This window comes from Antarctobacter albus (genome assembly GCF_900101505.1).
Lineage (GTDB): Bacteria > Pseudomonadota > Alphaproteobacteria > Rhodobacterales > Rhodobacteraceae > Antarctobacter > Antarctobacter albus.
In genome coordinates this window covers 147503-172136 of the sequence record NZ_FMZI01000003.1, presented here as the reverse complement: position 1 = coordinate 172136, position 24634 = coordinate 147503, and the positions used below count along the sequence as shown (strand labels likewise).

Sequence of the window (24634 nt, the reverse complement as noted above, 5' to 3'; positions counted from 1 at the left end):
GTTCTGAACTTAACCTGTTGTCGCCAATCCGCCAGAGTGTCAATGCAGCCTTCTGGCGGCATCGCGCACAGATGCCGCGCGCCAGATGACAACCTGGTGTGCCGCGCCCTCTTGCATCTGGCGCAACATGTGCTCTGTCCGGATGCCCGGCAGGGTGGCGAAGGCATCGAACAGCTGGTCGGCGCCCTTGGCAGTCAGGGGAATTTCAAGACGCGGCTGGCCCGGCGCCATCAGCAGCCAGACCGGCGGTTCCGAGGTCGGATCGAGGCTAAGTGCCTCGAGCGCGTCCAGATCGACGATCCCGCCCGACAGCGGCCCGAAATAGCTGACCCGACGTTCGACCACCTGCACCACGCCGGGACCGCCGCCGCCCCGGCGAAAGCGCGCGCGCTGCACGCCGGTGACTGTCAGGGCCACGCCAAGGAGGATCACCAGGTAGCCGATCCAGTGCAGCAGCCCACCACCGGTGAAGAACCCCCAGTAACCGCCCAGCGCCATCGTGGCGAGCCCGATCAGCGCCTCCTGCCACTGGCGCAGGGCCTCTGCGGCCTCCCGCCGGATCACCGGGGATCTCCCAGCAGGGTGGCCTGTTCCAGCATGGCAATGCGATAGCCGCCAACACGAGCAAAGCCGATGCGCTCATAGGTCTTGGCCGCCTCCGGCGATGCGGCAAACAGAATGGCGGTCGTGGCGCCCTGCCCTGCCATTTCGGCCAGAAGCGCCTGCACAACCTGCCCGCCGAACCCCTGTCCGCGCCGGTCCGGGGGAACGAAGACCCCGCCGACCTGGACCGCCTGCCCGGCCTTGGCGTTGATCGCTGCCATCGCCACGGGACTGCCGTCGCGATCCATGATGCGGATGCGCGGCGCCCCCACGGCCAGTTCGGCCCGGCGCGTTGCGGCGGCGTGCAGGTCGCCCGGCGGCGCTGTCTGCGTTTCCGTCATGTACTGCGCGAACCAGTCGGACAGCCACGGCACATCCGCCTCGGCAGGCGGGCGGATGTCGCTGCCAGGGGTCAGGCCACCGATGTCCATACGGTAGAGTGGTTCGATCCGGTTTAGCCTCCAGGCCTCTGGCGGGACGGGCAGCGCGTCCAGGATCACCTGGACCTGGTCCGCCTCACCGGTCATGCCTTGCAGCGTGTATCCCTTCAGCAGGTGGGCATAGGTCTGCGCCTCTGTGGCCGTCAGCCCGGGCAACTGGCACATCAGGAAGCCGCCGTTGGTGCAGCCGAAGACCCCCGTGATGCCATCGCCGGTCTCACGCAGGAAAAAGGCGGTGCCATGCGGATGGGTGGTGTCCTCGGTGCCGTGCGCCTCCAGGTTGCCCAGGAGGAACATCGACGTCTCGACATGGGCGTCGAGAAAGGCCGCCATCGGGCCGATGTCTGCGGGCGTTGCCTTGCGGATCATCGCCAGTCTCCCAGGGTGGTCTGCCAGAGGGTCAATGCTGCAACTGCGGCGGTGTCCGCACGGAGGATGCGCGGGCCAAGCGCCACCGCATGCGCATAGGGCAGCGCGTGCAGCCGGGCACGTTCGGCATCGGAAAAGCCGCCTTCGGGCCCAATGAGAATCGCCCAGGGGGCATCGGTGTCGGGCAGGCGCGCGTGTGCCCCGGCCTGCGCCTCGTCGCAGAACATCAGCTGCCGGTCCTCTGGCCAGTCGGCCAGAAGCCGGTCCAGCCGGTGCAGCTCCGTGACCTCGGGAACGAAGGTGGCGCCACATTGCTCGGCCGCCTCGGTGGCATGGGCCTGCAGCCGGTCCTGCCGGATGCGCTCGGAATTCGTGAATTCCGTCTGGATCGGCAGGATGCGGCGCGCGCCCATCTCGACCGATTTCTCGACGATGAAATCGGTGCGCGCCTTCTTGATCGGCGCGAACATCAGCCAGAGATCGGGCGGCATCGACTGCGGCGCGATCCGGTCACGACAGACCAGCGTGCCGCCACGCTTGCCGGCCTCGACGACCTCGGCGCGGTATTCGCCGTCCTGCCCGTTGAACAGGGCCACCTGCGCGCCGGTAGTCAGCCGCATCACCCCAAAGAGATAATGCGCCTGCTCCCGCGACAGGGTCACCTGTTGTTCCTCGGCCAAAGGGTGCTCTACAAAGAGCCGGATTTTCGGTGTCACCGTCATGGAGGGGACCATATGTCCGGGACGCATCAGAGACCAGAGGCCGAAGGACAGGTCCGCGACGCAGTGCGCGGCAACTGGGTCGACAGCTGGGCGCCGCAGTGGACGCGGCCTTACCTGCGATTGAGCCGCGCGGACCGGCCCATCGGGACATGGCTGCTGTTGCTGCCCTGCTGGTGGGGACTGCTGCTGTCGATGGTCAACAACGGGCAGGCCTACTGGTTCGACCTTTGGATCTTTGCGGGCTGCGGGATCGGGGCGGTGCTGATGCGCGGGGCGGGCTGCACCTGGAACGACATCACCGACCGCGGCATCGACGGGTCGGTGGCCCGGACGGCCTCGCGCCCGATTCCCTCGGGGCAGGTGACGACGAAACAGGCCCTCGCCTGGGCGGTCATCCAGTCCCTGGTCGCCTTCTGCATCCTCATCACCTTTCCGCCCGCGGCCATCGCGCTGGGAGTTCTGAGCCTCTTGCCCGTCGCAGTCTATCCCTTTGCCAAGCGGTTCACATGGTGGCCGCAGATCTTCCTGGGCATCGCCTTCAACTGGGGCGCCCTGCTGGCCTGGACCGCCCACAGCGGGCGTTTGGAACTGCCCGCGGTACTGCTGTACCTGGCCGGAATGGCGTGGACGCTGTTCTATGACACCATCTACGCCCACCAGGACAAGGAAGACGACGCGCTGATCGGGGTGAAATCCACCGCCCGCCTGTTTGGCGATGATACCCCGAAATGGCTGCGCCGGTTCCTGGTCGCAACCGTCGTGCTTATGGGACTGGCCATCGTGGCGGCAGCGCCGGACGGCAACCTGCTGGCCCTGATCCTGATGATCGGCGGCCCCTGGGCAATGGGCTGGCACATGGTCTGGCAATTGCGGCGCCTGAAGATGGACGATCACGACCGGTTGCTGAGCCTGTTCCGATCCAACCGGGACGCCGGGCTGTTGCCTGTGCTGTTTTTCGCCATCGCCCTGATCGCCTGATTGCACCCCCCGACGGGCTTGCGTATCAGTTCTGAAAAAACAAGGAAAACCCAGCGCCCATGCGCCTCTCCTCGTTAGTCATCACTGGTGGCATATTCGCCGCGGCGGGCGTGCTCAGCCTCGTGACCGCAAATTTCGCCGGCAACGCCGTGGAACGCGCCTCGCTGACCGGCGTCCTGTCCGAACTGGATTCGGACGGTCTGACCTGGGCCGAGGTCGACACCAACGGCCTTCAGGTCTTTCTTTTCGGCACCGCCCCGGACGAAGCGGCACGCTTTCAGGCGCTGAGCGCGGCGGGCCGCGTCGTCGATGCCAGCCGGGTGATCGACCAGATGCTGGTCGAAGAGCCCGAGGCAATCGCACCACCCAGTTTCTCGGTCGAGATCCTGCGCAACGACGCCGGGATATCCGTGATCGGACTGGTCCCGGCCTCCACCGACCGCGATGCACTGATCGAGGGTTTTCGCAGCCTTTCAGGCGACGGTCAGGTGATGGACCTTCTGGAAACCGCCGATTTCCCGGAACCCGACGGCTGGGCCGACGCGCTGGGATTTGCCTCTGCCGCCCTCAAGGACCTGCCCCGCTCCAAGATTTCCGTCGCCGCCGACCAGGTGGCGATCAAGGCCATGACCGAAAGCCCCGAGGCCCGCAGCCGGCTGGAAACCGCACTGTCCCGGCGCAAGCCTCAGGACCTGCGCCTGGCGTTGGATTTCTCGGCCCCGCGCCCGGTCATCTCTCCATTCACGCTGCGCTTTGCCATCGACGCGGACGGCGCACGGTTCGACGCCTGCTCCGCCGATACCGAGACCGGTCGCGACCGTATCCTGCGGGCAGCCGCCCAGGCCGGCCTCGAAGGCAAGGCAAGCTGCCGGTTGGGTCTGGGCGTGCCGTCGCGCCGCTGGGCGGACGCGGTGGAAATCGGCATTGCCAAGCTGGCGGAACTGGGTGGCGGCACGCTGACCTTTTCGAATGCGGACGTGTCTCTGGTGGCGCTGGAAGGCACCAACCAGGCGCGGTTCGACCGGGTTGTCGGCGAGCTGGATGCCGCGCTGCCCGATCTCTTTGCCCTGACCGCCGACCTGCCCAAGACACCCGAGGCGGAACCCGAGGGCGCACCGGATTTCGTGGCCACGCTCAGCCCCGAGGGGGCCGTGCAGCTGCGCGGGCGGCTGGGCACGGAACAGGCCCGCGCCACGGCGGACAGTTTTGCCCGGGCGCTTTTCAGCTCCGAGGCTGTCTACACCGCGGCCCGCGTCACAGAGGGCGTGCCCGGGGACTGGACGGTGCGGGTTCTCGCCGGTCTCGACGCTTTGGCGCTGTTGTCGCATGGCGCGGTCACGGTGACACCCGACCTTGTGACCGTCACCGGCAAGACCGGCAACACGGAGGCCAGCGCCCAGATCGCGGATTTGCTGGTGGCCAAGCTGGGTGAAGCCGCGGCCTTCGAGATCGACGTGGAATACGTCGAGGCGCTGGACCCGGTTGCCGGCCTGCCCACGCCCGAGGAATGCGAAGCGATGATCGTCGAGATCATCGGCGACCGGAAAATCACCTTCGAACCCGGCTCTGCCCGGCTGGATGCCTCGGCCGAGGACATCATGGACGAACTGGCCGACCTGCTGAAGCAATGTGGCGACATCGCGCTGGAGATCGGTGGTCACACCGACAGCCAGGGCCGCGAGATCATGAACCAGGAGCTGAGCCGCGACCGCGCCCAGGCGGTTCTGGACGCGCTGCGCGCGCGGCGGGTTCCCACGCGGTCCTACACCGCCAAAGGCTATGGCGAGACGATCCCGATTGCCGACAATGGCACCGAGGAGGGCCGCGAGGCCAACCGCCGGATCGAATTCAAGCTCTTGAAACCCGAACCGGAAGAGGGTGAAGAAGGGGCGGAACCGGGCGATTCGGACCCGGCCGCGGATGCAGATCCTGTTGCGGCAGACGCCGACCCGGAAACGGTGGACGCGCCCCCCGCAATCGAACCCGGTGCACCGGCAGAGGCGCAACCGGATCCGGAACTGGGCAGGATCAGGCCGCCAAAGGGCAGAGGAACTGGGGATGAATAGGACCGAATTCATCGTGACGACCGCAGCGATCCTCTTCGTTGCCTTCCTGCTGGGCTGGTTCGCCCATTGGCTGGTGCATCGGTTCAAGCGCGTCAGCCAGGCCGACATGGACCAGCTGGAAAAGATGAGCCAGGAACTGCACGAGGCCGAGGAAACGCGCGACCAGGCCATCACTTACCTGCAACAGCGCGAGGCCGAGCTGACCAACCAGCTGGCCCAGACCGAGGCCGAGCTGTCGGCGGCGATGGAGGGCCTGCGCGAGGCGCGTTCGGACGCCGAGGAAATGCGCGCCCACGTCGAGCGGATGAACCAGCAGGCCTGAAACGGGCCTGAGGGCCCCGGCCCTTTCCAGAGCGGTCGGTATATGGGATGAGCGGGTCGACAATCGCGCGACGAGGACCCGCCGACATGACCCAGATCATCACCGCCCTTTCCGAAATCTCCGACCGTTACGACGCGCTCTTCGTCGATCTCTGGGGTTGCGTGCACAACGGCGTGCAGGCGATCCCCTCGGCCGTCGAGGCGCTGCAGGGCTACCGCCAGCGCGGCGGCTGCGTGATCCTCGTGACCAACGCCCCTCGCTCACGTCACGAGGTCGCCAAGCAACTGGACCGTTTCGGCGTGCCTCAGGATGCCTGGGACGACATTGCCACCTCCGGCGACAGCGCCCGGGCCGCGATGTTCCGCGGCGCCGTCGGGCGCAAGGTCTGGTTCATGGGGCAGGCCTTTGACCATTCCTTCTTTGAACCGCTCAAGATCATCGAGGACCCGGTCGAGATCGAGCGGGTCGAACTGGACGAAGCCGAGGGCATCATCTGCTGCGGTCCCTTCGACCCCCACGCCGACCCCGAGGTGAACCGCCCGCAGTTCCTCTATGCCAAGCAGAAGGGCATCAAGCTGCTCTGCGCCAATCCCGACATCGTCGTCGACCGGGGCGAGCGGCGGGAATGGTGTGCGGGCGCGCTGGCGAAACTTTATACCGAGATGGGCGGAGAGAGCCTGTATTTCGGCAAACCGCATCCGCCGATCTACGACCTGGCCCGCCGCCGCCTTGCCGAACACCGCAAGGGTGTACCGGACGCGGGCATCCTGGCCATCGGCGACGGCGCGCATACCGACATCGACGGGGCGATGGGCGAGGATATCGATTCCCTCTTCATCAGCGGCGGATTGGCGCGGGCAGAGACCAAAACGACGCAGCAACCCGACCCAGACGCGCTAAAGGCCTATACCGAAAAGGAAATGATCAATCCAATCTTCACCATTGGAACGCTCCGATGAGGCAGATTTTGCTTGCCTTTGCTGCAACCGCAAAGTAATAAAATTACCGAAAGCGCGGACAACCCGCGCATTTATTACCGCACGGTTTGCACATGGAGGGCCGGATGTTGGACAATATGCCCCGCGGCACGATCTGCATCGAAGACATCGAAATGGGGATGACCCGCTACCTGCGCAAACAGGTGACGGATCAGGACATCGAGATGTTCGCCGAGGTCTCGACCGACCGGAACCCGGTGCACCTGGATGACGACTATGCCCAGGACACGATCTTCGAAGGGCGCATCGCCCACGGGATGCTGACCGCCGGCCTGATCTCTGCGGTCATCGGCGAGCAGCTACCGGGTCACGGCACGGTCTACATGGGCCAGACACTGAAATTCCTCGGCCCCGTCCGCCCCGGCGACATGGTCTATGCAGAGGTCAAGGTGATCGACATCGACCACGCCAAGCGCCGCGTGACGCTGGAAACCCATTGCTCGGTCGATGGCAAGAAGGTGCTGATCGGCGAGGCCAAGGTGTTGGCGCCGTCGCGCAAGTTCGACTGATCGGGCGGCCCTCGGGCCATCAGAACGCGTCTTGAGCGCCCCGCGTGCCGGACCTATGGTCCGGCACGATTCATTTTCCCGAGGGCTTTCATGATACGCTGTCTTTCCCTGTTTCTCCTCGCCGCCGGGCCGGTTGCCGCCGACTGTTCCACCTCAGACGCCACCTTTGTCCAGTGTCGTATCGCGGGGTCAACGAAGATCCTCGAGGTCTGCGCGGAACAGGATGCCGCCGTCTATCGCTTTGGCCCTGCTGGGCGCCCTGAGATGGAGCTGTTCGAACCCTATGCCATGCTCGACTACCAGCCCTGGCCGGGTGTCGGACGGGACATCTGGGAAGAGGCCAGTTTTCGCAACGAAGAATACCGCTATACCGTCTTCGCCGGGGTCGAACGGCAGGTCGGCGACACCGAAACGTCGCAACGCTTTGGCGGCGTGACCGTCTCCAAGGACGGAAAGGACCTCGCCCGGCTGGAATGCGATCCGGATACGGTGACCTTCGGGTTCGGAACGGGTTTGTCGGACGGCAAGTCCCGCGCTGGCTATCGCTGGTTGCCGGGCGAGGGCTGGGTCCGTTGACCCGCAGGGCCGCTCTTCGCCCGGTCCCGTCCGCATAGCACGCACGTCCCTCGACGGTCGCGCGTACCTTTTGGTGTCCCCTTAACCCTAGCGGGCACGGAAGCCGCGGACGCGGCAACTTTCAGATATTATTCAGAACTTCTTCAGGACATGCCCCCGGGGCCAAACCGTAGGATCGACGCCATATTTCAGCGGAGGTCCATTCATGATAGAACTAGTCTTTGTCACCTGCCTGCTCCTTGACCGCGGTCACTGCGAAGAACGGCACTTCCTTTTCCAGGACGTCAGCCTGATGGCCTGCATGCTGCACGGACAGGCCGAGCTAGCAAAATGGACGAACAGCCACCCGGGCTGGCGCCTGCACAGCTGGAAGTGCCGCATCCACGATCCGCGCCAGGCAGACGCCTGACATCCTCAGCGCAGGGCGTCGAAACCGAAACCTGCCGGGATAGCATCGCGCCCCTCCAGCATCAGGTCAGCCATGACCTCGCCCACCTTGGGCGCCATGCCAAAACCGATCTTGAACCCGCCGTTGGCCACGAAATGCCCAGCACGTCCCGGCCAGGCCCCCAGAAGGGGCGCCCGAGAGCGGGCGCGCGGGCGGACCCCGGCCCAACGCTCCAGCACGGCGGCGCCATGCAGGGCAGGCACCGCCACATAGGCCCGATCGACCAGCGCCTGGCACTGATCGTCCACCGACAGCGGATCGTCAAAGTCACGCTCCGAGGTCGAGCCGATGGCCACGGTCCCATCCGCATGCGGGACGATGTGCAGCCCATCGACGAACAACTGCGGATCGTCCTGTGCCGCGTAGCGAAGGAGCACCGCCTGCCCTTTCACCCCGTCTCCGACCTTGCGGCCCAGCGCCTCGGTCAGGTCGTGAAGGCCCCTCCAGCCCGTCGCCCAGACCACGGCCCCCGCTTCCGGCGCCTCGGTCACGATCTCGACGCCGGACACTTCCAGCGCCGCCACCAGTGCGGCGCAGGCGCGGCGCGGACACATGCGGGCCGTCAGGGTATCACGGATCAGCATGCCCGAAGGGGTCTGCGGTGACAGACCGGACAGCCCCTCGGCCGGGATCACCTCCCAATGCGCCCTGCCCTGCCAAAGCGCCTCGGCCCCCTCGGCACGGGTCCGGGCCAGGGCGATGGCGGCTTCATCCGCAAGCGGCTGCAACCGGCCGGTGCGGGTATAGCCGGGACTGACGCCGCCGGTTTCCCCGACCCTCGCCCAGAACCCTTCTGCCATCAGCAGGCTGTCGAGCTGAAAGGCCTTCTTCTCGTTCCAGTTCTCGGGCACATGCGGCGCCAGCGCACCGACGATCCCGCCCGACGACCCGGCCCCCGGGCCATAGGGGTCGACGACGCGCACCTTCGCGCCCCGCCGCGTGCAGGCCCAGGCCACCGACAGGCCGAAGATCCCCGCCCCGCGCACCGTTACCTCGACGCTTGCCATTGCCTGCCCTCCTCGTCAGAACTCGGCCCGTTGATAAGGAAGAATGCCATGCCCGACCAGAGCAGCGATCTGGACTGGCGGGACGAGATCCCGGTCTCGACCCGTTTCGACGATCCCTATTACAGCCTGGAAAACGGGCTGGCCGAAACCGCGCATGTCTTCCTGTCGGGCAACGGCCTGCCGGACCGGTTCCGCGACGGGTTCCGGATCGCGGAGCTGGGGTTTGGCACCGGGCTGAACCTTCTGGCCGCGCTGCGGCTCTGGCGCGCCTCCGGTCAAACCGGCGTCCTGCATTTCACCACCTTCGAGGCCTTCCCCCTGTCGCCCGCCGAAATGACACGCGCACAGGCAAGGTTCCCGGAGATCGCAGATCTTGCCGGCGCGCTGGCGCCGCACTGGGGACAGGCGCGTTTTGACCTGCCCGACCTGCACTTCGAGATGATCCAAGGCGATGCGCGTGAAACCCTGCCGCTCTGGGACGGTCTGGCCGATGCCTGGTTCCTCGACGGGTTCTCGCCGGCCAAGAACCCCGAGCTTTGGGACGCGGATCTGCTGGCAGAGGTCGCCCGGCACATGCCCCCCGGCGCCACAGCGGCGACCTACACGGCAGCCGGCCACGTCCGCCGCGCCCTTGCGGCAGCGGGGCTTGAGGTCACACGCGTGGCGGGATATGGCCGGAAACGTCACATGACGACAGCCCTAAAACCGCCGGTCCCCGGCTGACCCCGCGCGACGGGGCCATGCCACGCGACGGCGCGACCCCGGACATATCGCAATGGCTCAGCAGAACACGCGCCTCGGCATCTGGCTCATGGTGGCCACCACCTTCGTCTTTGCCCTGCAGGACGGCATTTCGCGCCACCTGGCGGGGGAATACAACGTCATGATGGTGGTGATGATCCGTTACTGGTTCTTCGCCGCCTTCGTGTTGACGGTGGCGGGCCGCAAGGCGGGGGGCCTGCGCGCGGCGGCGCAAAGCGCCTTTCCCTGGCTTCAGGTCTTTCGCGGTGCGCTCCTGGTGGTTGAGATCAACGTGATGGTCTTGGCCTTCGTCTTCCTCGGTCTGGTCGAAAGCCACGCTGTCTTTGCCGCCTATCCGCTGCTTGTGGCCGCGCTGTCCGGCCCGGTGCTGGGCGAACACGTCGGCTGGCGCCGCTGGACGGCCATCGCGGTGGGCTTTGTCGGGGTCATCATCATCCTGCAGCCCTCGGGCGGAGTATTTTCACCCTATGCCGCCATCCCGTTGCTGGCGGCGCTGATGTTCGCCCTATACGCATTGCTGACGCGCTACGTGGCACGGGGGGACAGTTCCGCCACCTCGTTCTTTTACACCGGCGTGTCCGGCGTCGTCGTGGCCACGGCGATCGGGGGCTGGTTCTGGGTGCCGATGACCGGACCGGACTGGGCCTGGATGGGCCTCCTGTGCCTGACCGGCGCGGCAGGACACTACCTGATGATCCGCGTCTACGAGGTGGCCGAGGCCAGCGCGGTTCAGCCCTTTGCCTACCTGCAACTGGTCTTTGCCAGCACCCTGGGGCTGGTCGTCTTTGGCGAGACGCTGCGCTGGAACGTGGTCTTCGGTGCCGGGATGATCGTGGCGGCCGGGCTCTTTACCCTGTGGCGCGCACGTCAGAAAGAGGGTTGAAGACCCCAAGGCACCCGCCGTGTTTCTTTGGGCTCCAAATACCTCAGGAGTGAATGGACCGCAGGTCCAGAGGGGGCAGCGCCCCCTGCCCCCGCCGCACCTGTCAGTCCAGCACCGCCTTCAGCGTGCCGCCCACAAGTTCCTGGCTGAAGGGCACCGGGTGCGGCGGCTTGCCCAGCCGCGCGCGGTAGACCGGCAGGCTCTCGGTGACGCGCATGACGTAGTTGCGGGTCTCGTCGAAGGGGATCATCTCGATCCAGTCGATGATGTCGATGTCGCCTTTGCGGGGATCGCCAAAGCGTTCCATCCAGCCGATCGGCCGCCCCGGCCCCGCGTTGTAACCCGCCGCCATCATCACCGCGTTGCCGTCGAACCGCTCCGACAGCCCGGCCAGGTAGCGCGAGCCCAGCTTGGCGTTGTAGCCCGGATCGGTCAGCAGGCGGTCAAGGTCGTACTCCAGCCCCAGCTGGCCCGAGACCAGCTTGGCCGTACCGGGCATCAGCTGCATGTAACCGCGCGCACCGGCCCCGGAAATCACCCCCGGGTCGAACTCGGACTCGCGCCGCGCGATGGAGAGCACCAACTCCTTGGGTACGGGGTATTCGCCTTCGGTCACCTGCGGATCCAGTGCGTAGTAGGGGCCCGGCAACTGGATGCCGAACTGTGCCGCACGCTTGCCCAGCATGACCTGGATATGCGGCCGGTTCATCTCCATCAGCATCATACCCATGCGGCCCATGCCTTCGCGGTCCAGCGACTCGGCGAGGTGTGTCAGGAAACGCTCTCCCAGGTTGGTCTCTCCTGCGGCCAGCAAAAGCACCGCCGCCTCAAAGACGCTGGACTTGGTAAAGTCGGCCTGGCGCCAGTCCGGAAAGGCCTCGTTGCCCGCCAGGGTCGGGTCCGGTGGCAGGCCCGCGCGCTCCGCAGCCAGCAAGCCGTAGAATGACGTCTGGTACTCGGCCCCGATCGCATAGGCCTCTTTCGCCTTCTCGGCCTCGCCCGCCGCCTCGTAGGCACGGCCCAGCCAATAGCCCCCGCGTCCGACGGAAATCGGCGTCCAGACCCCCTCGCGGAAATTCTCGAAGTGCATCACGGCCAGGTCGGCCCGGTCGAGGAACCGCAGCGCGATAAAGCCCGCGATCCATTCCAGCTCGGCAAATTCGGTGCCTTCGACCAGCCAGTGCCGGGCGGCGATCTCGTAGGCTTCGGCATAGGCGCCTGCGCGCATCCGCTCGCGGGCCAGGTCGATCCGCTCGGGCGCCCAAGCCCAAGGCTCGCCCAGCCCCGCCGGGCTGACCGACTGCGCACGCAACAATTCGATGGCGTCTTCGGTGCGTCGCTTGCGCACCCGCCACAGGAACCGCTCGTAGGCCAGGCCCGGGTGATCGGCCAATTCCTCGGGGACCTTGGCGATCAGCGTATCCACGCCCGGCGCAGAAGATCGCAGCGCCAGGCGCGCCTGCGCCAGCGCCTGCCAGCCCTCGTCGACAAGACCCATCATCTGGCCGGCATCGCGGCTCCACCCCTGCCACAGCGCCATGTCAAGGCGGGCCTCGTGATGGTCGCGCAGGATCTCGCCCCAGGTGGTCAGAAAGGCGCGTCGTTCGTCCGAGGTCATCGACAGCGTGCGCCAGGCCAGAACGATGTCAGCCTGGGCCGCGCCCTCGTTGCCTTGCGCCATATGCGCCTTGGCCAGGGACAAGGCGCCGCTGCCGGTCTGCGGCAGCGCGTCGGCAAAGAAGGCCCGGATCTCGTCCAGCGAGGCCTCGGACATGGCAGGTTCGGATTTCTCGCGCAGGTAGGGCAGGCCCGGCCAATCCGGGTGACGCGACAGGAAGTCCTGAACTTCGCGCGCATCGCCCCGCCCCGCCCGAAGCGCGTGCCAGAGGATCACGTCCACCGCCGCCTGCCCGTCGCCGCGCGCCGCGATTCGGGCCGCCGCCCAGTTGCCCTCGCGCATGGATTGCATGGCCTTGGCCAAAGAGGCTCCGCGCTCCTGCGCAAATGCCGGCAGGGCGGTGACGAACAGCAACAACAAGGCAAGGAGACGTGACATCGACTTGCTTTTTCCGTGATGAAAAGGAATAGACGCTTCTTGCAAAGGATACGTCCGGGGCGGACTCGTGCAACTCACATAGTCGCGGGGTCGGCGGGTTTCCACCGCAAGTCGCACCGGGCCGGAAAAATGAAAGGAGCGTGTCATGTTCAAAGGTTCAATGCCTGCCCTGGTCACGCCGTTCAAGGACGGCGCCGTGGATTTCGACATGCTCAAGAAGCTGGTCGAATGGCACATCGAGGAAGGCTCGCACGGGCTGGTTCCCGTGGGCACGACCGGAGAAAGCCCGACGCTGACGCACCGTGAACACGAAGAGGTCATCGCCTGCGTGGTCGAGGCGGTCGCGGGACGCATCCCGGTGATCGCCGGGGCCGGGTCGAACAACACCGACGAGGCGATCCGCTTTACCGAATATGCCGCCAAGGTCGGCGCCGATGGCGCGCTGGTGGTGACGCCCTATTACAACAAGCCGACCCAAGCGGGGCTGATCGCGCATTTCAAGGCAGTGCACGACTGCGCCGACATCCCGATCATCATCTACAACATTCCCGGCCGTTCGGTCGTGGACATGTCGCCGGACACGATGGGCGAACTGGCCAAGCTGCCGCGCATCGTCGGCGTCAAGGATGCCACCGGCGACCTGGCCCGCGTCTGCCAGCAGCGCATCACCTGCGGCCAGGACTTCCTGCAGATCTCGGGCGAGGATGCCACCGCGCACGGGTTCAACGCCCAGGGCGGGATCGGCTGCATTTCGGTGACCGCGAACGCGGCGCCCCGCCTCTGCGCCGAACTGCAAGAGGCCTGCCTGGCCGGTGACTACGGCAAGGCGCTGGAAATCCAGGACCGGCTGATGCCGCTGCACCAGGCGATCTTTACAGAGCCGGGCCTCTGCGGCGCGAAATACGCCATGTCGCGGCTGGGGCTCTGTTCCGACGAGGTCCGCCTGCCGCTGGTGCCGTTGACCGAAGGGACACGCGCCAAGGTGGACAGCGCCCTGCGCCACGCGGGCCTGATGAATTGACCTGGGTGGGGGCGAAGCACATTCTGCTTGGCCCTCACTCGCTCCGCGCCAGGAAACGCATGATCCTGGCAGGAGTGGCGGGCTTCATTGTGTTCTTCGGAATGTTTCTCGGGCTTGAATATGCCTTCGGCGTCCGATCGGATTTGATTGCGGTCATGAGCAGTTTGTCCCTTGGGTACGCAAGTTGGATCTTGATGTTTCGGATTATTTTTCCAACATTTTCTCCGTTATTCCTGATGCTTGACGTTCGGGCCGGGCGCCCTCCTGTGCTGGAGCCAAGAATTGTTAAGATTTACGACACGAGATTTTTTCGTTGGTTTTTGTTCCTACCCCAAGACGGCGATTTTGCGGAGGTTCTCAAAGCCCGTCTTGAACAGATGCGATCGGGCGAGAAATAATCCCGCCCCGATTGACTGTTACTGCCCCACCGTCGCCTCCAGCCCCTCGGGCTGGCCGACCACGACAAAGTGCAGTTCCTCTGGCTTCATCAACTCGCCCGCCACGCGCTTGACGTCTTCCAGCGTGACCGCCTCGATCTTGGCGTTGCGCGTCGTGATGTAGTCGGGCGACAGGTCGTCCATCTGCATGCCCACCAGGATCCGGGCGATCGGTGCGTTGCCATCGAACCGTAGCGGATAGGCGCCGGTCAGGTAGGTCTTGGCGCGCTCCAACTCCTCGGGCGTCGCACCCTCGGTCGCCATCTTGGTCCATTCGTCGCGGATCACCTGCACCGTCTCTGCGATGCGGTCATTGGCAGAAGCCACGCGGCCCAGCATCAGTTCCGCGTGCTCGCGCGGCGAAAGGTAGGAATAGACGCCGTAGGTCAGGCCCCGCTTCTCGCGCACCTCGTTCATCAGTCGGGCCTCGAATCCGCCGCCGCCAAAGATCGTGTTCAGCACATAGGCGGCAAAGAAGTCGGGATCGTCCCGCTTCATTCCCTTGTGGCCGAAGATCGCCACCGATTGCGGGGTGTCAAAGGGCACCACGGTCACGCCGGCCTCGGTCTGCACCGCCACGTCGGCGGGCTGCGGCGCGCCGGTTTCGGGCAGGTCCGAGAACAGCCGATCCAGCAAAGCACCCAGTTCCTCGGCACTGATGTCGCCTGCGGCGCCGACAAAAACGCGGTCCTGCGCCAAGGCGGCGCGATGCGCATCGACGATATCGGCCCGGGTCAGTGCGGTGACACTGGCGACCGTGCCGTTCTGGTTGGTGCCATAGGGGTGGTCGCCAAAGACCAGGTCGTAAAAGGCATCGCCCACGATCTCGTCCGGGTCGGTGGCGTCGGATCGGATACCGGACAGCACCTGCGCGCGGACACGCTCGATGGCAGCCTCATCGAAACTGGGCGAGACCAGCGACGAGCGCAGCAGGTCCACGGCTTCGTCCCGCGTCTCGGTCAGGAACTTTGCCGAAACGCTGACCGTATCGTCACCAACGTCGTAACGGAACTGCGCCGCGATCCCGTCACGCGCCTCGGCAAAGCCGCGCGCATCCAGTTCGTCGGCGCCCTCTTCCAGCAGACCGACCATCAGGTTGGTCGCCCCACGCTTGCCCGGCGCATCCAGCGACGCACCGCCCAGGAACCGGATTTCCAGCGCAACGAAGGGGATAGACGGCTCTTCGACCAGCCAGGCCTTGAAGCCACCGGGGCTGGTCACCTCCTGGATCTCGATCTCGGCATGGGCGGCGAAGCCGGCACAGATCATGCCGAAGGCAAGGACAAAGCGGCGGATCATTGGGTCACCTCCTGCTGCGGGGTCTGCGCGTCCGGCGCCATCAGGTAGCCGGTCACGGAATGGCGGCGGTCGAACACCTTTTGCGCGGCGGCCACGATGTCCTCTCCGGTCACGGCCTGCAGGACATCGGGCCAGTCTTGCACGTCTTCCACCGTCAGGCCGGTGGTCAGCGCATTGCCGTAGCGCCGCGCGATGCTGGCCGGGTTGTCCAGCGCATAGATCTGGGCCGCCTTGATCTGGAACTTGATCCGGTCAAGCTGGTCGGGGTCGATCCCCTCCGCGATCACCTCGGCCAGCACATCGTCCAGCGCGGTTTCCGCCTCTTGCAGGCTCACCCCCGCTGCCGGCACCACGACCAGCGTAAAGCTGGACGCATCCAGCGTCGTGTCGTCGTAATAGGCGTCGGTATAGACCGCGACCCGGCTTTCGAACTGCAGTTTCTGGGTCAGGACAGAAGTCTGCCCACCGGCCAGGACCTCCGACAGGATGGCCAGCGCGGCCGCCTCCTGCTGGGCGCCGCTGGTGCGGGCCGGGGCCAGGTAGCTGCGAGTGATATAGGGCTGCGAGACGCGCGGATCGGTATAGGTCATCCGCCGTTCCGACAGGTGGCGCGGTTCCGTCGGGCGGGCGCGCTCCCCAAGATCGGGATTGGCAGGCAGGGGGCCATAGTGTTCCTCTGCCAGGGTGCGCACCTCTTCAGGCGTCACGTCCCCGGCCACCACCAGGATGGCATTGTTGGGCGCGTAGAACTGGCGGTAGTAGGCCAGCGCATCGTCCAGGTCCAACTGCTCCATCTCGTGCCGCCAGCCGATCACCGGCGTGCCGTAGGGATGGTTGAGATATAGCGCGGCGTCCTTCTGTTCACGGAAAAGCGCCCCGGGGCTGTTTTCCACCCGCATGTTGCGCTCTTCGATGATCACCTCGCGTTCGGTCAGGATATCGGCCTCCGACAGGCGCAGGTTGACCATGCGGTCAGCTTCCATCTTCATCATCAGGCCCAGCCGGTCGGCCGCGACGCGCTGGTGATAGGCGGTGGTGTCGTAGCTGGTAAAGGCGTTGTCGGTGCCGCCATTGAGCGCAACCGTGGCGCTGAACTCTCCGGGCTCAAGCGTATCGGTGCCCTTGAACAACAGGTGCTCCAGGAAATGCGCCACCCCCGACGACCCGGGGCGTTCATCCGCCGATCCCGCGCGGTACCAGACCATGTGGACCACGACCGGTGCGCGGTGATCCTCGATCACGACAACGTCCATGCCGTTGTCCAGCCCGAAGGTCGTGACCTTGCCGGCCTCCTGGGCGGAGACGGCGACAGGCGCGGTCATTGATAGGGCGAAAGCGAATAACAGGGTCAGTCGGCGCATGCGGCATCCTCTGGTTTTCCGGATGTCGCATTAGGTACGCGCGGCGGCGGCAACTTCAAGCCGGAGTTACGGTCTCGTGACCGGCGCGCGGGGCGCGGTTCCTCATTCGGGCGGCGCGGCCGGTGTCGTGGCCCCGGCACGGCGGTAGACGCGCAACCAACGATAAGGGTCCAGCGTCTCGCGCCTGTAGGCGCGATTGTAGTCGTCCTGCGGCACGATCGACCAGTTGAAGATCGACTTGGAGCGACGGAAATCCGCGTCTTTCTGGGCCAGTTCCTGGCGCACGCCCGGATCGCGGCCAAAACGGCTGGCGCGCTGGATCAGTGCGCCGTCGCCCGCCGGAACACCCGGACCGCCGGCCACAAGGCGCGAAGGATTGCCACCCAGCGCGGCAACAGCGTCTGCCTTGGGCGTCTGGTCGGTCCGGTTGGGACCTCCCGGCGTGGGCGGCGGCAGTTGCGCATAGCTTTCCGGCTGAACCAGAGGCTTGTTCGGAACGATGGCGAACTCCTCCGGCTCTGCGCTGTTGGTGCGCAGATCGTGCAGGGGTTTGTCACGGTCGATCGCCGAACAGGAGGCGATACCCGCCAGGCCAAGGATTGCAACAAGATGCGCGCGCCGCATCGCTTCCCTCCGAATTCCGAGTTTCGCCAGCCTTACCCCATCTCGGGACCGGCGTCACGGGGCCTTTTTGCGCGATGGAAAAAGGATCAGCCCGAAAGCGCCGATAAAGATCGCGATGTCCGCGACGTTGAAAGCATAGGGATTGTCGATGCCGCAGCACGACATGTTCAGAAAATCCGCCACCGCACCGTAAACCAGCCGGTCGATCACGTTGCCCAGCGCCCCGCCGATCAGGAAACCGGCCGAAATCAGGCCCATGACGCCCGGGGGATCTCGACGCATCCAGACCACGACGAACAGGACGATGCCCATCGCAACGGAAATCAGGATCCAGCGGGTGGCCGCCGCATCGCCCGAGAACAGTCCGAAATTGACACCATAGTTCCAGGCCATGCGGAAGTTGAGGAAAGGCGGCAGGACTTCGATGGCCAGCTTGTTGCCAAGCCCCATGACATGCACGACCAGGTATTTCGTCACCTGGTCCAGCAGGAAAATGACCAGCGTCACCCAGAACACCAGCCTCAACCCGCCAGTTCGTTTCGCCGCCTGTGCCAGAACCGCCTCCCGCATTTTTCGGTCGCAGACCTAGTGGGCCGCAACGGGGCGCGCAAGCGGCTTTGCCGCCCCGCGCCCCGCGTCAGGTTTCTTCCGGGTACAAATACCCCGAGGAGCCGCCGCCGGTGACGGGGGTCATGCTGAAAGCCCCCCCGATCACGACGCCCCCTACCCCTCAGTGGCGGAAGTGACGCATGCCGGTAAAGACCATCGCCAGCCCGGCCTCGTCGGCTGCGGCAATCACCTCGTCGTCGCGCATCGAGCCACCAGGCTGGATCACGCAGCTGGCCCCCGCTGCTGCCGCCTCCATCAGCCCATCGGGGAAGGGGAAAAACGCGTCCGAGGCCACGGCAGAGCCCTGCGTCAGCGGCGCAGGCAGGCCCAGCGCCTCGGCCATTCGCTCGGATTTCTTGGCCGCGATCAGCGCCGAATCGACCCGGCTCATCTGGCCCGCGCCAACACCTACCGTGGCTAGGTCCTTGACGTAGACAATGGCGTTGGACTTGACGTGTTTCGCAACCTTCCAGGCAAACAGCAGGTCCTGCATCTGCGCCTCTGTCGGGGCGACCTTGGTCACCACCTTCAGGTCGTCCAGCGCACGGGCGCCATTGTCGCGGTCTTGCACCAGCAAACCGCCAGCGACCTGCCGCCAGGCCAGACCGGCGGATGCGGGATTGGCAAGCCCCGGCGCCAGGATCAGGCGCAGGTTCTTCTTCTTGGCAAAGATGTCCTTTGCCTCCTGGTGGATGGCCGGCGCGATCACGACCTCGGTGAAGATCTCGGAGATCGCCTCGGCGGTCTCGCCGTCCAGCGCGCCGTTCAGGGCCACGATACCGCCAAAGGCCGAGGTGCGATCACAATCGAACGCCTTCTGGTAGGCCTCCAGCATGCTGCCACCGCGCGCCACGCCCGAGGGGTTGGCATGTTTGATGATCGCGCAGGCCGGGCCGTCGCCGGGCAGGAATTCCGACACCAGTTCAAAGGCCGCATCGGTGTCGTTGATGTTGTTGTAGCTGAGTTCCTTGCCCTGAAGCTGTTCGGCGGTCGCAACGCCCGGACGGTTGGACCCGTCGGTGTAGAACGCCGCGTTCTGGTGCGGGTTCTCGCCGTAGCGCAGGCTTTGCGCCAGCGTCCCGGCGAACACGCGGCGACGCGGGGTCGCCTCGCCGATGGCAGCGGCCATCCAGGTGCTGACGGCGGCATCATAGGCGCCGGTGCGGGCATAGGCGATCTGCGCCTGCCGCTTGCGGAATTCGATCGAGGTCAAGCCGTCGTTGGCATCCAGTTCGGCCAGCAGCGAGTCGTAATCCTCGACATCGACGATGGTGGTGACAAAAGCATGGTTCTTGGCCGCGGCGCGGATCATCGCCGGGCCGCCGATGTCGATGTTCTCGATGCAGGTGTCATAATCGGCGCCCTTGGCCACTGTCTCCTCGAACGGGTAGAGGTTCACCACCAGGAGGTCGATCGGCACGATGCCATGTTCGGCCATCGCCGCCGTGTGCATCCCGTTGTCGCGCAGTGCCAGCAGCCCGCCATGCACCTTGGGATGCAGCGTCTTGACCCGACCGTCCATCATCTCGGGGAAACCGGTCAGGTCGGCCACGTCGCGCACCTCCAGCCCTGCCTCGCGCAGCGCCTTGGCGGACCCGCCGGTCGAGAGCAGCTCTACCCCCCTGGCGGCCAGCGCGCGGCCCAGGTCGGTCAGGCCGGTCTTGTCGGATACGGAAAGCAGCGCGCGGCGCACGGGCTGAAGGTCGGACATGGAGGATCCCCTCGGAAGGTCGTTCTATTGCGGCAAGAGACCGTGTCAGGCGGTCTCGTCCACCTCGTCGCGGACAAGGTCACGGACGGCAAGGGCCGTCTCCTGTGCCTTGGCCAGCGACCAGCGGACGCGCGTCGCATACTGCATCGCGCGCCCGGATAAAACGACCTGCTTCGTCGCACGCGGCTGCAATCGTCCCTTTTCCAGATAGACAGAGGGTTCCAGCGCCATGTCCACCGCCCCGTCAAAGCGGAACACCCAGATTTCGCCAGAGCGCAGCGCCATCGAGACGGCAGTGCCGCCCATGTCCAGCGCCACGTCGACATCCGGATGCAGGTGAAAGCGGATCTCGTAAGGCAAGCCGGCCAGCTTCATCGAATCCATCGCCCGGTCGAACCGTTTCTTCGATGGCGCGTCGAGAGCCACGAGGTAGTCCTCGCCCCGCAGGCTGCGCCCGTCCAGCGACAATTCCAGGCTGCGCGCATGCGTCAGCCCCTGCACGGTGACATAGCCGTCATGCCCGCCCTCAAACCGCAGGCTTTCGGGCAGGTGACTCATCTGCACCGGAACATGGCGCGGCGCGTCCTCCAGCAACTCGCGCCGGGCCTCACCGATCCAGCGCGGCGCCCCCAGCCGGGCCGAGGAATAGCCCTGCAAGCACAGGGTGGAATGAGAGGGCGTGGCGCGACCCGCCCGTCGCCATGCCTCGCCGAACCCACCGCCGGAGCCACAGTTGACGATCACCGGGCGCCGCCCCGAGGTCAGTTCGAACGCCAGGGTCGAGGCATGGGCGCGGGCCGAGGCCGCCCCTGCCGGTGGCGGCGCGGCGTCGACGATGATCGAGGTGCGCATGGCCGAGAGCCGGGCAAACCCCATCGCCAGCCCGTCCGCCTGCCGTTTCTTGTTGCCCGAGGCCGCCAGCGCCCGGTCCAGCCGCCCCTCAAGACCCCGTCCACCACTGTGAAACCGCGCCAGCCCGCCATCGGCATGGCGCAGCGTCCGAAGTGTCGGCGCAATGCGCCCGATCGCCTGGACGTGGCGCGGATCGGGGTCGAGGTCTGCCTCCTGCAGCGCCTGCTGCGCCCAGGTCAGCAGGGTAAAGACCTCCAGCAGTTCCTCGGGATTGCGGGTGGGAATGCCGCCCTGCGCATCGACCTGTTTGGCGCAATCCGACCCCAGCGCCTCGCGCGCGGGGGCAACATGCGCCTCCATCCCCTGCAGAGAGAGGCCCGCGTACAGCAGCCCGGTCATTGCCTCGAACCGCGGCAGTCCGGGCGCGGCCACATGGGCGCGCTTGGCCAGAAAACGGGTCTGCGCCGCAAGGGCGGTATAAAACGCCTCGCTGTCGTCGGCCTTGCGCCCGCGCAGCAGGAACAGCGCATGATGGATCCAGCGGATCACCCGACGCCCGCTCAGCTCCGGTGTCCAGCCGGGCCCCCGGCCCTTGCCATAGCGACGGACCCATTCCCAGAGCCAGGCCTGCGCCAGCGCCCGCGCCTTGGCATCCCCCACCGCCGCCAGGTCATCGAGCCAGCCGAAACCGTGGATTTCCTCCTCGAAGGCGGGATCGGGCGGATCTATGGCCCAGATCGACCGCCCCTCGGCCTGCACCAGGTGGCCCGCGAACATCAGGTTCCCGGCCAGCATCTGCCGACCCCGGGCAAAGAACCCCACGGTGCGCGGTTCAGGTTGAGACACGAACCCTTCGGCCGGACGGGCACTGGCCGACATGCGCGCCTGCATGCGGTTCATCATCCGCGCATGCGCGGTTCGCCAGTTTCGCGCCGTGGACATGGGCCGGTTGCTCTGCGATCTGCCTCGGGTCGCCCGTTTCGGGCTTGTTTGTAGCAGGATACATCGCTCCCCGGCGGAAGTCACCACAGAGTTAACCGCGCGTGAGGACCGCCATGAAGAACCCGTCCATGCCGCCCCTGGACGCCCAATAATCGGGCCGCAGCCGCAGTCCGCCCTCCTCGGACCGCCAGCGGTCCTCGATCCAGGGTGCCTCTGGCGGGATCACCTGCAGGTCCGGATGGCGGGCCAGCGCCTCATCCACCTGGCATTCGCCCTCGTCCGGGATCAGCGAACAGGTGGCGTAGACCAGGCGCCCTCCGGGCTTGAGCAGGCGCAGCGCATGGTCCAGCATCGCTTCCTGCAACCCGATCAACTCGCTGATGCGCTCGCCCACGTGGGCGTGCGGCAGGTCGGGGTGGCGGCGGATCGTGCCGGTGGCAGAACAGGGCGCGTCCAGCAGGATCGCTTCGTACTGGCCTTCGTGTTCTAGCGCGTCGCCTGCAACCAATGTCGCCGTCAGCCCGGTCCGGTCGAGGTTTTCCTGCACCCGCTTCAACCGCGCCTCGGACAGGTCCAGCGCGGTGACCTTGGCCCCCGCTGCGGCCAGTTGCAGCGTCTTTCCACCGGGCGCCGCACACATGTCCAGCACAGGTTGCCCCGCCACATCGCCCAACAGTTTCGCCGGCAGCGCAGCAGCGGCATCCTGTACCCACCAGTCGCCTTCGGAAAATCCCGGCAAGGCACTGACCTGACCCGCGTCGCGCAGGCGCACAGACCCGGTGGGCAGCAGCTCGCCCCCCAGCGCCGAAAGATCCGCGCCCGGCTTCGGTGTCAGGTCCAGCGGCGCACCTTCGAAATGAACACGCTCCATGTTGGCCACCGCCTGCGGCCCCCATGCCTCGACCAGAGGATCGCGCAGCCATTTCGGCAAGCGCGGGATGCGCAGCTTGCCCCAGGCTGCCGGCCCCTCTTCGGCCAGCTTGCGCAGCACCGCGTTGACCAGACCGCGCGCGCCCTGCGTGCGTTTGCCGGCGGCGGCGATCTCGACACAGTCGCTGACCACGCCGTGCGCGGTCCCGCCCAGGCACAGTTCCACCGCACCCAACCTCAGGATGTTCATGACCCTTGGCGCAGGCGCCTTGCGCAGGTGCGCTTTCAGCAACCGGTCGGCCCGTTCCATCCCACGCAGCGTTTCCGTGGCCAGCCGCTGTGCTGCCGCGCGGTCCGATGGCGCGAGGACCTCCAGCCTTTCGCTTTCCGACAGGGGTCGCCCCTGTCCCAGAACCTGGTCCAGCAGGTCGACGGCGGCAAGGCGGGCCGGGCTGGGGGCATTGGACATGGGCGATCTCCGGAACGGCGGTTGGGGGCGGGGTTGCCCGACAGACCGGCGGGCGTATATCAAGCAGCACCAGACGAGGAAAGCCCATGTCCGAGACCGACCCCAAGACCGACAGGCCCGATCTCCCCCCCGCCGCACAGCGCGCGCTGGCCGAAGCCGCCGAACGCCGCGCAAGGGCCGAGGCCGAAACGCAGGCCCTCCCCCGGGAACTGGGCGGCCGCGACGGTCCCGAACCCGTGCGCTACGGCGACTGGGAGAAGAAGGGCCTCGCCATCGACTTCTGATCCGGGTGCGCCCGGAAAGTACGGCAGACCGCCCGCGCCCGCCTGCCGAACGGAGCGCGCGGGTGGGCGTCGCTCCGGGCGGAGCGCGGGCGCGGGACTTATTTCAGCCCCAGCACATCCAGCATGTCGTATTCGCCCGGTCCCTTGCCCTGCCCCCAGAGCGCTGCCTTCAGCGCGCCTCGGGCAAACAGCGCCCGGTCCGAAGCAATGTGTTTCAGCACGATCCGCTCTCCGGCTGCGGCAAAGATCACCTCGTGCTCGCCCACGATGTCGCCACCGCGGATCGCATGGAACCCGATGTCCCCTTTCTTGCGTGCACCGGTGATCCCGTCGCGACCGCGATCAGATACGTCGGACAGCGAGACGCCCCGCCCCTCGGCCGCGGCCTCGCCCAGCATCAGCGCAGTACCAGACGGCGCGTCCACCTTCTGGTTGTGGTGCGATTCGACGATCTCGATGTCCCAGTCCATGTCCAGCGCCGCCGCCACCTGCCGCGTCACCGTCGTCAGCAAGTTCACGCCGAGGCTCATGTTCCCTGCCCGCACCACCACCGCGTGCCGCGCTGCAAGCGCGATCTTCTCAAGATCGCGCTCCGCCAGCCCGGTTGTGCCGATCACATGCACCAGCCGCGCCTGGGCGGCGAGTTCGGCAAAGGCCACGGTCGCCGCCGGCGAGGTGAAATCGATCACCGCATGGGCACGGGCAAAGGCCTCCAGAGGGTCATCCGAAACCATGACACCCAATGCCGCGCCGCCCGAGGCCAGCCCCAGGTCCTGCCCCACCCAGGGGTGTCCGGGCCGCTCCAGGGCTCCGCAAAGGTGCAGCCGCTCATGCGCTGTCACCTGTTGAACCAGCATCTGGCCCATCCGGCCCGAAACGCCGGTCACCACAACGCCGTAATCCTCCATCGTCCCGCTCCTTGACGCCACTGTTCCGCCCCTGTTACCGCTCCTCTCCGGCAAATGCACGCCCCACGCGGGGCGCTTGGCAAACGAAGACAGCAAGCTTAAGTCTGGACCTATGGCACGCAACAGATTCCACGACGGCCCCGGGCCCAGCCAACGCCAGCTTAGGGTCGCCGAGCTGATCCGCCGCACCTTGTCCGAGGTGCTGCAACGCGGGGATATCCACGATCCCGATCTCAACCGGCTCTCGATCACCGTGGGCGAGGTCCGGGTGTCACCCGACCTCAAGGTCGCGACCGCCTATGTCGTGCCCCTGGGCGGCGAGCACCAGGCCGACATGTTCGAGCTGCTGGACCGCAACAAGGGGGAGCTGCGCCGCGCCGTGTCGCGCGGCCTGACCCTGAAGTTCGCGCCAGAGTTGCGCTTTCGCCTCGACGAGACCTTCGACCACCTCGACGACACCCGGCGCCTGTTTTCCGACGACGCCGTGCGGCGCGATCTCGACGACTGA

26 protein-coding genes are annotated in these 24634 nt (G+C 66.4%); 13 read left to right on the top strand and 13 right to left on the bottom strand.

Annotated elements, in window-relative coordinates; genetic code table 11:
- Nucleotides 1–39 precede the first annotated feature (39 nt).
- From BLQ71_RS06405 to BLQ71_RS06395, 3 genes are read right to left on the bottom strand one after another with little or no spacing between them, the layout of a single operon-like run.
- Nucleotides 40–564 carry a hypothetical protein gene (locus BLQ71_RS06405; RefSeq protein ID WP_074621125.1) on the bottom strand — a complete coding sequence of 175 codons (525 nt, stop codon included), beginning with the start codon at nt 562–564 and terminating at the stop codon, nt 40–42.
- On the bottom strand, nt 561–1412 hold the full coding sequence (locus tag BLQ71_RS06400; RefSeq protein WP_074621124.1) for a GNAT family N-acetyltransferase: 852 nt from the start codon (nt 1410–1412) through the stop codon (nt 561–563). The genes BLQ71_RS06405 and BLQ71_RS06400 overlap by 4 nt, the downstream gene beginning before the upstream one ends.
- Nucleotides 1409–2128, bottom strand: a complete 720-nt coding sequence (locus BLQ71_RS06395) for a 16S rRNA (uracil(1498)-N(3))-methyltransferase (protein ID WP_175459228.1) — start codon at nt 2126–2128, stop codon at nt 1409–1411. Before BLQ71_RS06395 ends, BLQ71_RS06400 begins: the two co-directional genes overlap by 4 nt.
- 18 nt (nt 2129–2146) lie before the next feature.
- Between BLQ71_RS06395 and ubiA the strand changes: the two genes are divergently transcribed.
- The 7 genes from ubiA to BLQ71_RS06360 all read left to right on the top strand — a co-directional run bounded on the left by ubiA (nt 2147) and on the right by BLQ71_RS06360 (nt 7992).
- Entirely contained in the window at nt 2147–3112 is a 966-nt protein-coding gene (gene ubiA / locus BLQ71_RS06390; RefSeq protein ID WP_074621123.1) for a 4-hydroxybenzoate octaprenyltransferase, read from the top strand.
- A gap of 59 nt (nt 3113–3171) precedes the next feature.
- Nucleotides 3172–5178, top strand: coding sequence for an OmpA family protein (locus tag BLQ71_RS06385; protein ID WP_083342168.1), 2007 nt, complete (start codon nt 3172–3174; stop codon nt 5176–5178).
- Complete coding sequence (locus tag BLQ71_RS06380) at nt 5171–5500, top strand: hypothetical protein (protein WP_043136725.1); 330 nt, start codon at nt 5171–5173, stop codon at nt 5498–5500. The genes BLQ71_RS06385 and BLQ71_RS06380 overlap by 8 nt, the downstream gene beginning before the upstream one ends.
- Nucleotides 5501–5586: 86 nt before the next feature.
- Entirely contained in the window at nt 5587–6459 is an 873-nt protein-coding gene (locus tag BLQ71_RS06375; RefSeq protein WP_074621122.1) for a TIGR01459 family HAD-type hydrolase, read from the top strand.
- Nucleotides 6460–6563: 104 nt separating this feature from the next.
- Nucleotides 6564–7007, top strand: coding sequence for a MaoC family dehydratase (locus tag BLQ71_RS06370; RefSeq protein ID WP_043136158.1), 444 nt, complete (start codon nt 6564–6566; stop codon nt 7005–7007).
- A 90-nt stretch (nt 7008–7097) separates the two neighbouring features.
- Nucleotides 7098–7583: a hypothetical protein gene (locus tag BLQ71_RS06365; RefSeq protein ID WP_074621121.1), complete on the top strand. Its 486-nt coding sequence runs from the start codon at nt 7098–7100 to the stop codon at nt 7581–7583.
- A 205-nt stretch (nt 7584–7788) separates the two neighbouring features.
- Complete coding sequence (locus BLQ71_RS06360) at nt 7789–7992, top strand: hypothetical protein (RefSeq protein WP_069209251.1); 204 nt, start codon at nt 7789–7791, stop codon at nt 7990–7992.
- A gap of 5 nt (nt 7993–7997) precedes the next feature.
- On the opposite strand, the gene BLQ71_RS06355 is transcribed toward BLQ71_RS06360, so the two are convergent.
- Nucleotides 7998–9038, bottom strand: coding sequence for an NAD(P)/FAD-dependent oxidoreductase (locus BLQ71_RS06355; RefSeq protein WP_074621120.1), 1041 nt, complete (start codon nt 9036–9038; stop codon nt 7998–8000).
- Between the two features lie 48 nt (nt 9039–9086).
- Here BLQ71_RS06355 and mnmC2 point away from each other — a divergent pair, with 48 nt between their 5' ends.
- Both mnmC2 and BLQ71_RS06345 read left to right on the top strand, forming a co-directional pair.
- Nucleotides 9087–9761, top strand: coding sequence for a tRNA (5-methylaminomethyl-2-thiouridine)(34)-methyltransferase MnmC2 (gene mnmC2 / locus BLQ71_RS06350; protein WP_074621119.1), 675 nt, complete (start codon nt 9087–9089; stop codon nt 9759–9761).
- 52 nt (nt 9762–9813) lie between these two features.
- Entirely contained in the window at nt 9814–10683 is an 870-nt protein-coding gene (locus tag BLQ71_RS06345; RefSeq protein WP_043136146.1) for a DMT family transporter, read from the top strand.
- A gap of 103 nt (nt 10684–10786) precedes the next feature.
- Here the strand turns inward: BLQ71_RS06345 and BLQ71_RS06340 are convergent, their stop codons facing one another.
- Nucleotides 10787–12739 (bottom strand): lytic transglycosylase domain-containing protein, encoded by a 1953-nt coding sequence (locus BLQ71_RS06340; protein ID WP_069209254.1) that lies wholly within the window; start codon nt 12737–12739, stop codon nt 10787–10789.
- Between the two features lie 145 nt (nt 12740–12884).
- On the opposite strand from BLQ71_RS06340, the gene dapA reads away from it, so the two are divergent.
- Together dapA and BLQ71_RS06330 are read left to right on the top strand one after the other, a co-directional pair.
- Nucleotides 12885–13760: a 4-hydroxy-tetrahydrodipicolinate synthase gene (gene dapA / locus BLQ71_RS06335; RefSeq protein ID WP_074621118.1), complete on the top strand. Its 876-nt coding sequence runs from the start codon at nt 12885–12887 to the stop codon at nt 13758–13760.
- Between the two features lie 59 nt (nt 13761–13819).
- A complete protein-coding gene (locus BLQ71_RS06330) occupies nt 13820–14158 on the top strand; it encodes a hypothetical protein (RefSeq protein WP_074621117.1) in 339 nt (112 codons plus the stop codon).
- Between the two features lie 18 nt (nt 14159–14176).
- Here BLQ71_RS06330 and BLQ71_RS06325 read toward each other — a convergent pair whose 3' ends face one another.
- The 7 genes from BLQ71_RS06325 to BLQ71_RS06295 form a co-directional block, all read right to left on the bottom strand.
- Entirely contained in the window at nt 14177–15496 is a 1320-nt protein-coding gene (locus BLQ71_RS06325) for a M16 family metallopeptidase (RefSeq protein ID WP_074621116.1), read from the bottom strand.
- Entirely contained in the window at nt 15493–16857 is a 1365-nt protein-coding gene (locus tag BLQ71_RS06320) for a M16 family metallopeptidase (protein WP_074621115.1), read from the bottom strand. The genes BLQ71_RS06325 and BLQ71_RS06320 overlap by 4 nt, the downstream gene beginning before the upstream one ends.
- Nucleotides 16858–16959: 102 nt before the next feature.
- On the bottom strand, nt 16960–17481 hold the full coding sequence (locus tag BLQ71_RS06315; protein WP_074621114.1) for a DUF3035 domain-containing protein: 522 nt from the start codon (nt 17479–17481) through the stop codon (nt 16960–16962).
- Nucleotides 17482–17535: 54 nt separating this feature from the next.
- Complete coding sequence (gene lspA, locus BLQ71_RS06310; protein ID WP_069209257.1) at nt 17536–18006, bottom strand: signal peptidase II; 471 nt, start codon at nt 18004–18006, stop codon at nt 17536–17538.
- A 205-nt stretch (nt 18007–18211) separates the two neighbouring features.
- Complete coding sequence (purH, locus tag BLQ71_RS06305; protein WP_074621113.1) at nt 18212–19801, bottom strand: bifunctional phosphoribosylaminoimidazolecarboxamide formyltransferase/IMP cyclohydrolase; 1590 nt, start codon at nt 19799–19801, stop codon at nt 18212–18214.
- 45 nt (nt 19802–19846) lie between these two features.
- Complete coding sequence (locus tag BLQ71_RS06300) at nt 19847–21595, bottom strand: heparinase II/III family protein (RefSeq protein WP_074621112.1); 1749 nt, start codon at nt 21593–21595, stop codon at nt 19847–19849.
- 91 nt (nt 21596–21686) lie between these two features.
- Nucleotides 21687–22934, bottom strand: a complete 1248-nt coding sequence (locus BLQ71_RS06295) for an RsmB/NOP family class I SAM-dependent RNA methyltransferase (RefSeq protein WP_074621111.1) — start codon at nt 22932–22934, stop codon at nt 21687–21689.
- A gap of 86 nt (nt 22935–23020) precedes the next feature.
- Here BLQ71_RS06295 and BLQ71_RS06290 point away from each other — a divergent pair, with 86 nt between their 5' ends.
- A complete protein-coding gene (locus BLQ71_RS06290) occupies nt 23021–23218 on the top strand; it encodes a DUF1674 domain-containing protein (RefSeq protein ID WP_074621110.1) in 198 nt (65 codons plus the stop codon).
- Nucleotides 23219–23316: 98 nt separating this feature from the next.
- On the opposite strand, the gene dapB is transcribed toward BLQ71_RS06290, so the two are convergent.
- Nucleotides 23317–24126 carry a 4-hydroxy-tetrahydrodipicolinate reductase gene (dapB, locus tag BLQ71_RS06285; RefSeq protein WP_074621109.1) on the bottom strand — a complete coding sequence of 270 codons (810 nt, stop codon included), beginning with the start codon at nt 24124–24126 and terminating at the stop codon, nt 23317–23319.
- 112 nt (nt 24127–24238) lie between these two features.
- On the opposite strand from dapB, the gene rbfA reads away from it, so the two are divergent.
- On the top strand, nt 24239–24634 hold the full coding sequence (gene rbfA / locus BLQ71_RS06280; RefSeq protein ID WP_043136118.1) for a 30S ribosome-binding factor RbfA: 396 nt from the start codon (nt 24239–24241) through the stop codon (nt 24632–24634).

Coding starts and splice junctions, on each gene's coding strand:
- BLQ71_RS06400 (WP_074621124.1), bottom strand. CDS start 1,412: ATGATCCGCAAGGCAACGCCCGCAGACATCGGCCCGATGGCGGCCTTT.
- ubiA (WP_074621123.1), top strand. CDS start 2,147: ATGTCCGGGACGCATCAGAGACCAGAGGCCGAAGGACAGGTCCGCGAC.
- BLQ71_RS06385 (WP_083342168.1), top strand. CDS start 3,172: ATGCGCCTCTCCTCGTTAGTCATCACTGGTGGCATATTCGCCGCGGCG.
- BLQ71_RS06380 (WP_043136725.1), top strand. CDS start 5,171: ATGAATAGGACCGAATTCATCGTGACGACCGCAGCGATCCTCTTCGTT.
- BLQ71_RS06375 (WP_074621122.1), top strand. CDS start 5,587: ATGACCCAGATCATCACCGCCCTTTCCGAAATCTCCGACCGTTACGAC.
- BLQ71_RS06370 (WP_043136158.1), top strand. CDS start 6,564: ATGTTGGACAATATGCCCCGCGGCACGATCTGCATCGAAGACATCGAA.
- BLQ71_RS06365 (WP_074621121.1), top strand. CDS start 7,098: ATGATACGCTGTCTTTCCCTGTTTCTCCTCGCCGCCGGGCCGGTTGCC.
- BLQ71_RS06360 (WP_069209251.1), top strand. CDS start 7,789: ATGATAGAACTAGTCTTTGTCACCTGCCTGCTCCTTGACCGCGGTCAC.
- BLQ71_RS06355 (WP_074621120.1), bottom strand. CDS start 9,038: ATGGCAAGCGTCGAGGTAACGGTGCGCGGGGCGGGGATCTTCGGCCTG.
- mnmC2 (WP_074621119.1), top strand. CDS start 9,087: ATGCCCGACCAGAGCAGCGATCTGGACTGGCGGGACGAGATCCCGGTC.
- BLQ71_RS06345 (WP_043136146.1), top strand. CDS start 9,814: ATGGCTCAGCAGAACACGCGCCTCGGCATCTGGCTCATGGTGGCCACC.
- BLQ71_RS06340 (WP_069209254.1), bottom strand. CDS start 12,739: ATGTCACGTCTCCTTGCCTTGTTGTTGCTGTTCGTCACCGCCCTGCCG.
- dapA (WP_074621118.1), top strand. CDS start 12,885: ATGTTCAAAGGTTCAATGCCTGCCCTGGTCACGCCGTTCAAGGACGGC.
- BLQ71_RS06330 (WP_074621117.1), top strand. CDS start 13,820: ATGATCCTGGCAGGAGTGGCGGGCTTCATTGTGTTCTTCGGAATGTTT.
- BLQ71_RS06325 (WP_074621116.1), bottom strand. CDS start 15,496: ATGATCCGCCGCTTTGTCCTTGCCTTCGGCATGATCTGTGCCGGCTTC.
- BLQ71_RS06320 (WP_074621115.1), bottom strand. CDS start 16,857: ATGCGCCGACTGACCCTGTTATTCGCTTTCGCCCTATCAATGACCGCG.
- BLQ71_RS06315 (WP_074621114.1), bottom strand. CDS start 17,481: ATGCGGCGCGCGCATCTTGTTGCAATCCTTGGCCTGGCGGGTATCGCC.
- purH (WP_074621113.1), bottom strand. CDS start 19,801: ATGTCCGACCTTCAGCCCGTGCGCCGCGCGCTGCTTTCCGTATCCGAC.
- BLQ71_RS06300 (WP_074621112.1), bottom strand. CDS start 21,595: ATGTCCACGGCGCGAAACTGGCGAACCGCGCATGCGCGGATGATGAAC.
- BLQ71_RS06295 (WP_074621111.1), bottom strand. CDS start 22,934: ATGTCCAATGCCCCCAGCCCGGCCCGCCTTGCCGCCGTCGACCTGCTG.
- BLQ71_RS06290 (WP_074621110.1), top strand. CDS start 23,021: ATGTCCGAGACCGACCCCAAGACCGACAGGCCCGATCTCCCCCCCGCC.
- dapB (WP_074621109.1), bottom strand. CDS start 24,126: ATGGAGGATTACGGCGTTGTGGTGACCGGCGTTTCGGGCCGGATGGGC.
- rbfA (WP_043136118.1), top strand. CDS start 24,239: ATGGCACGCAACAGATTCCACGACGGCCCCGGGCCCAGCCAACGCCAG.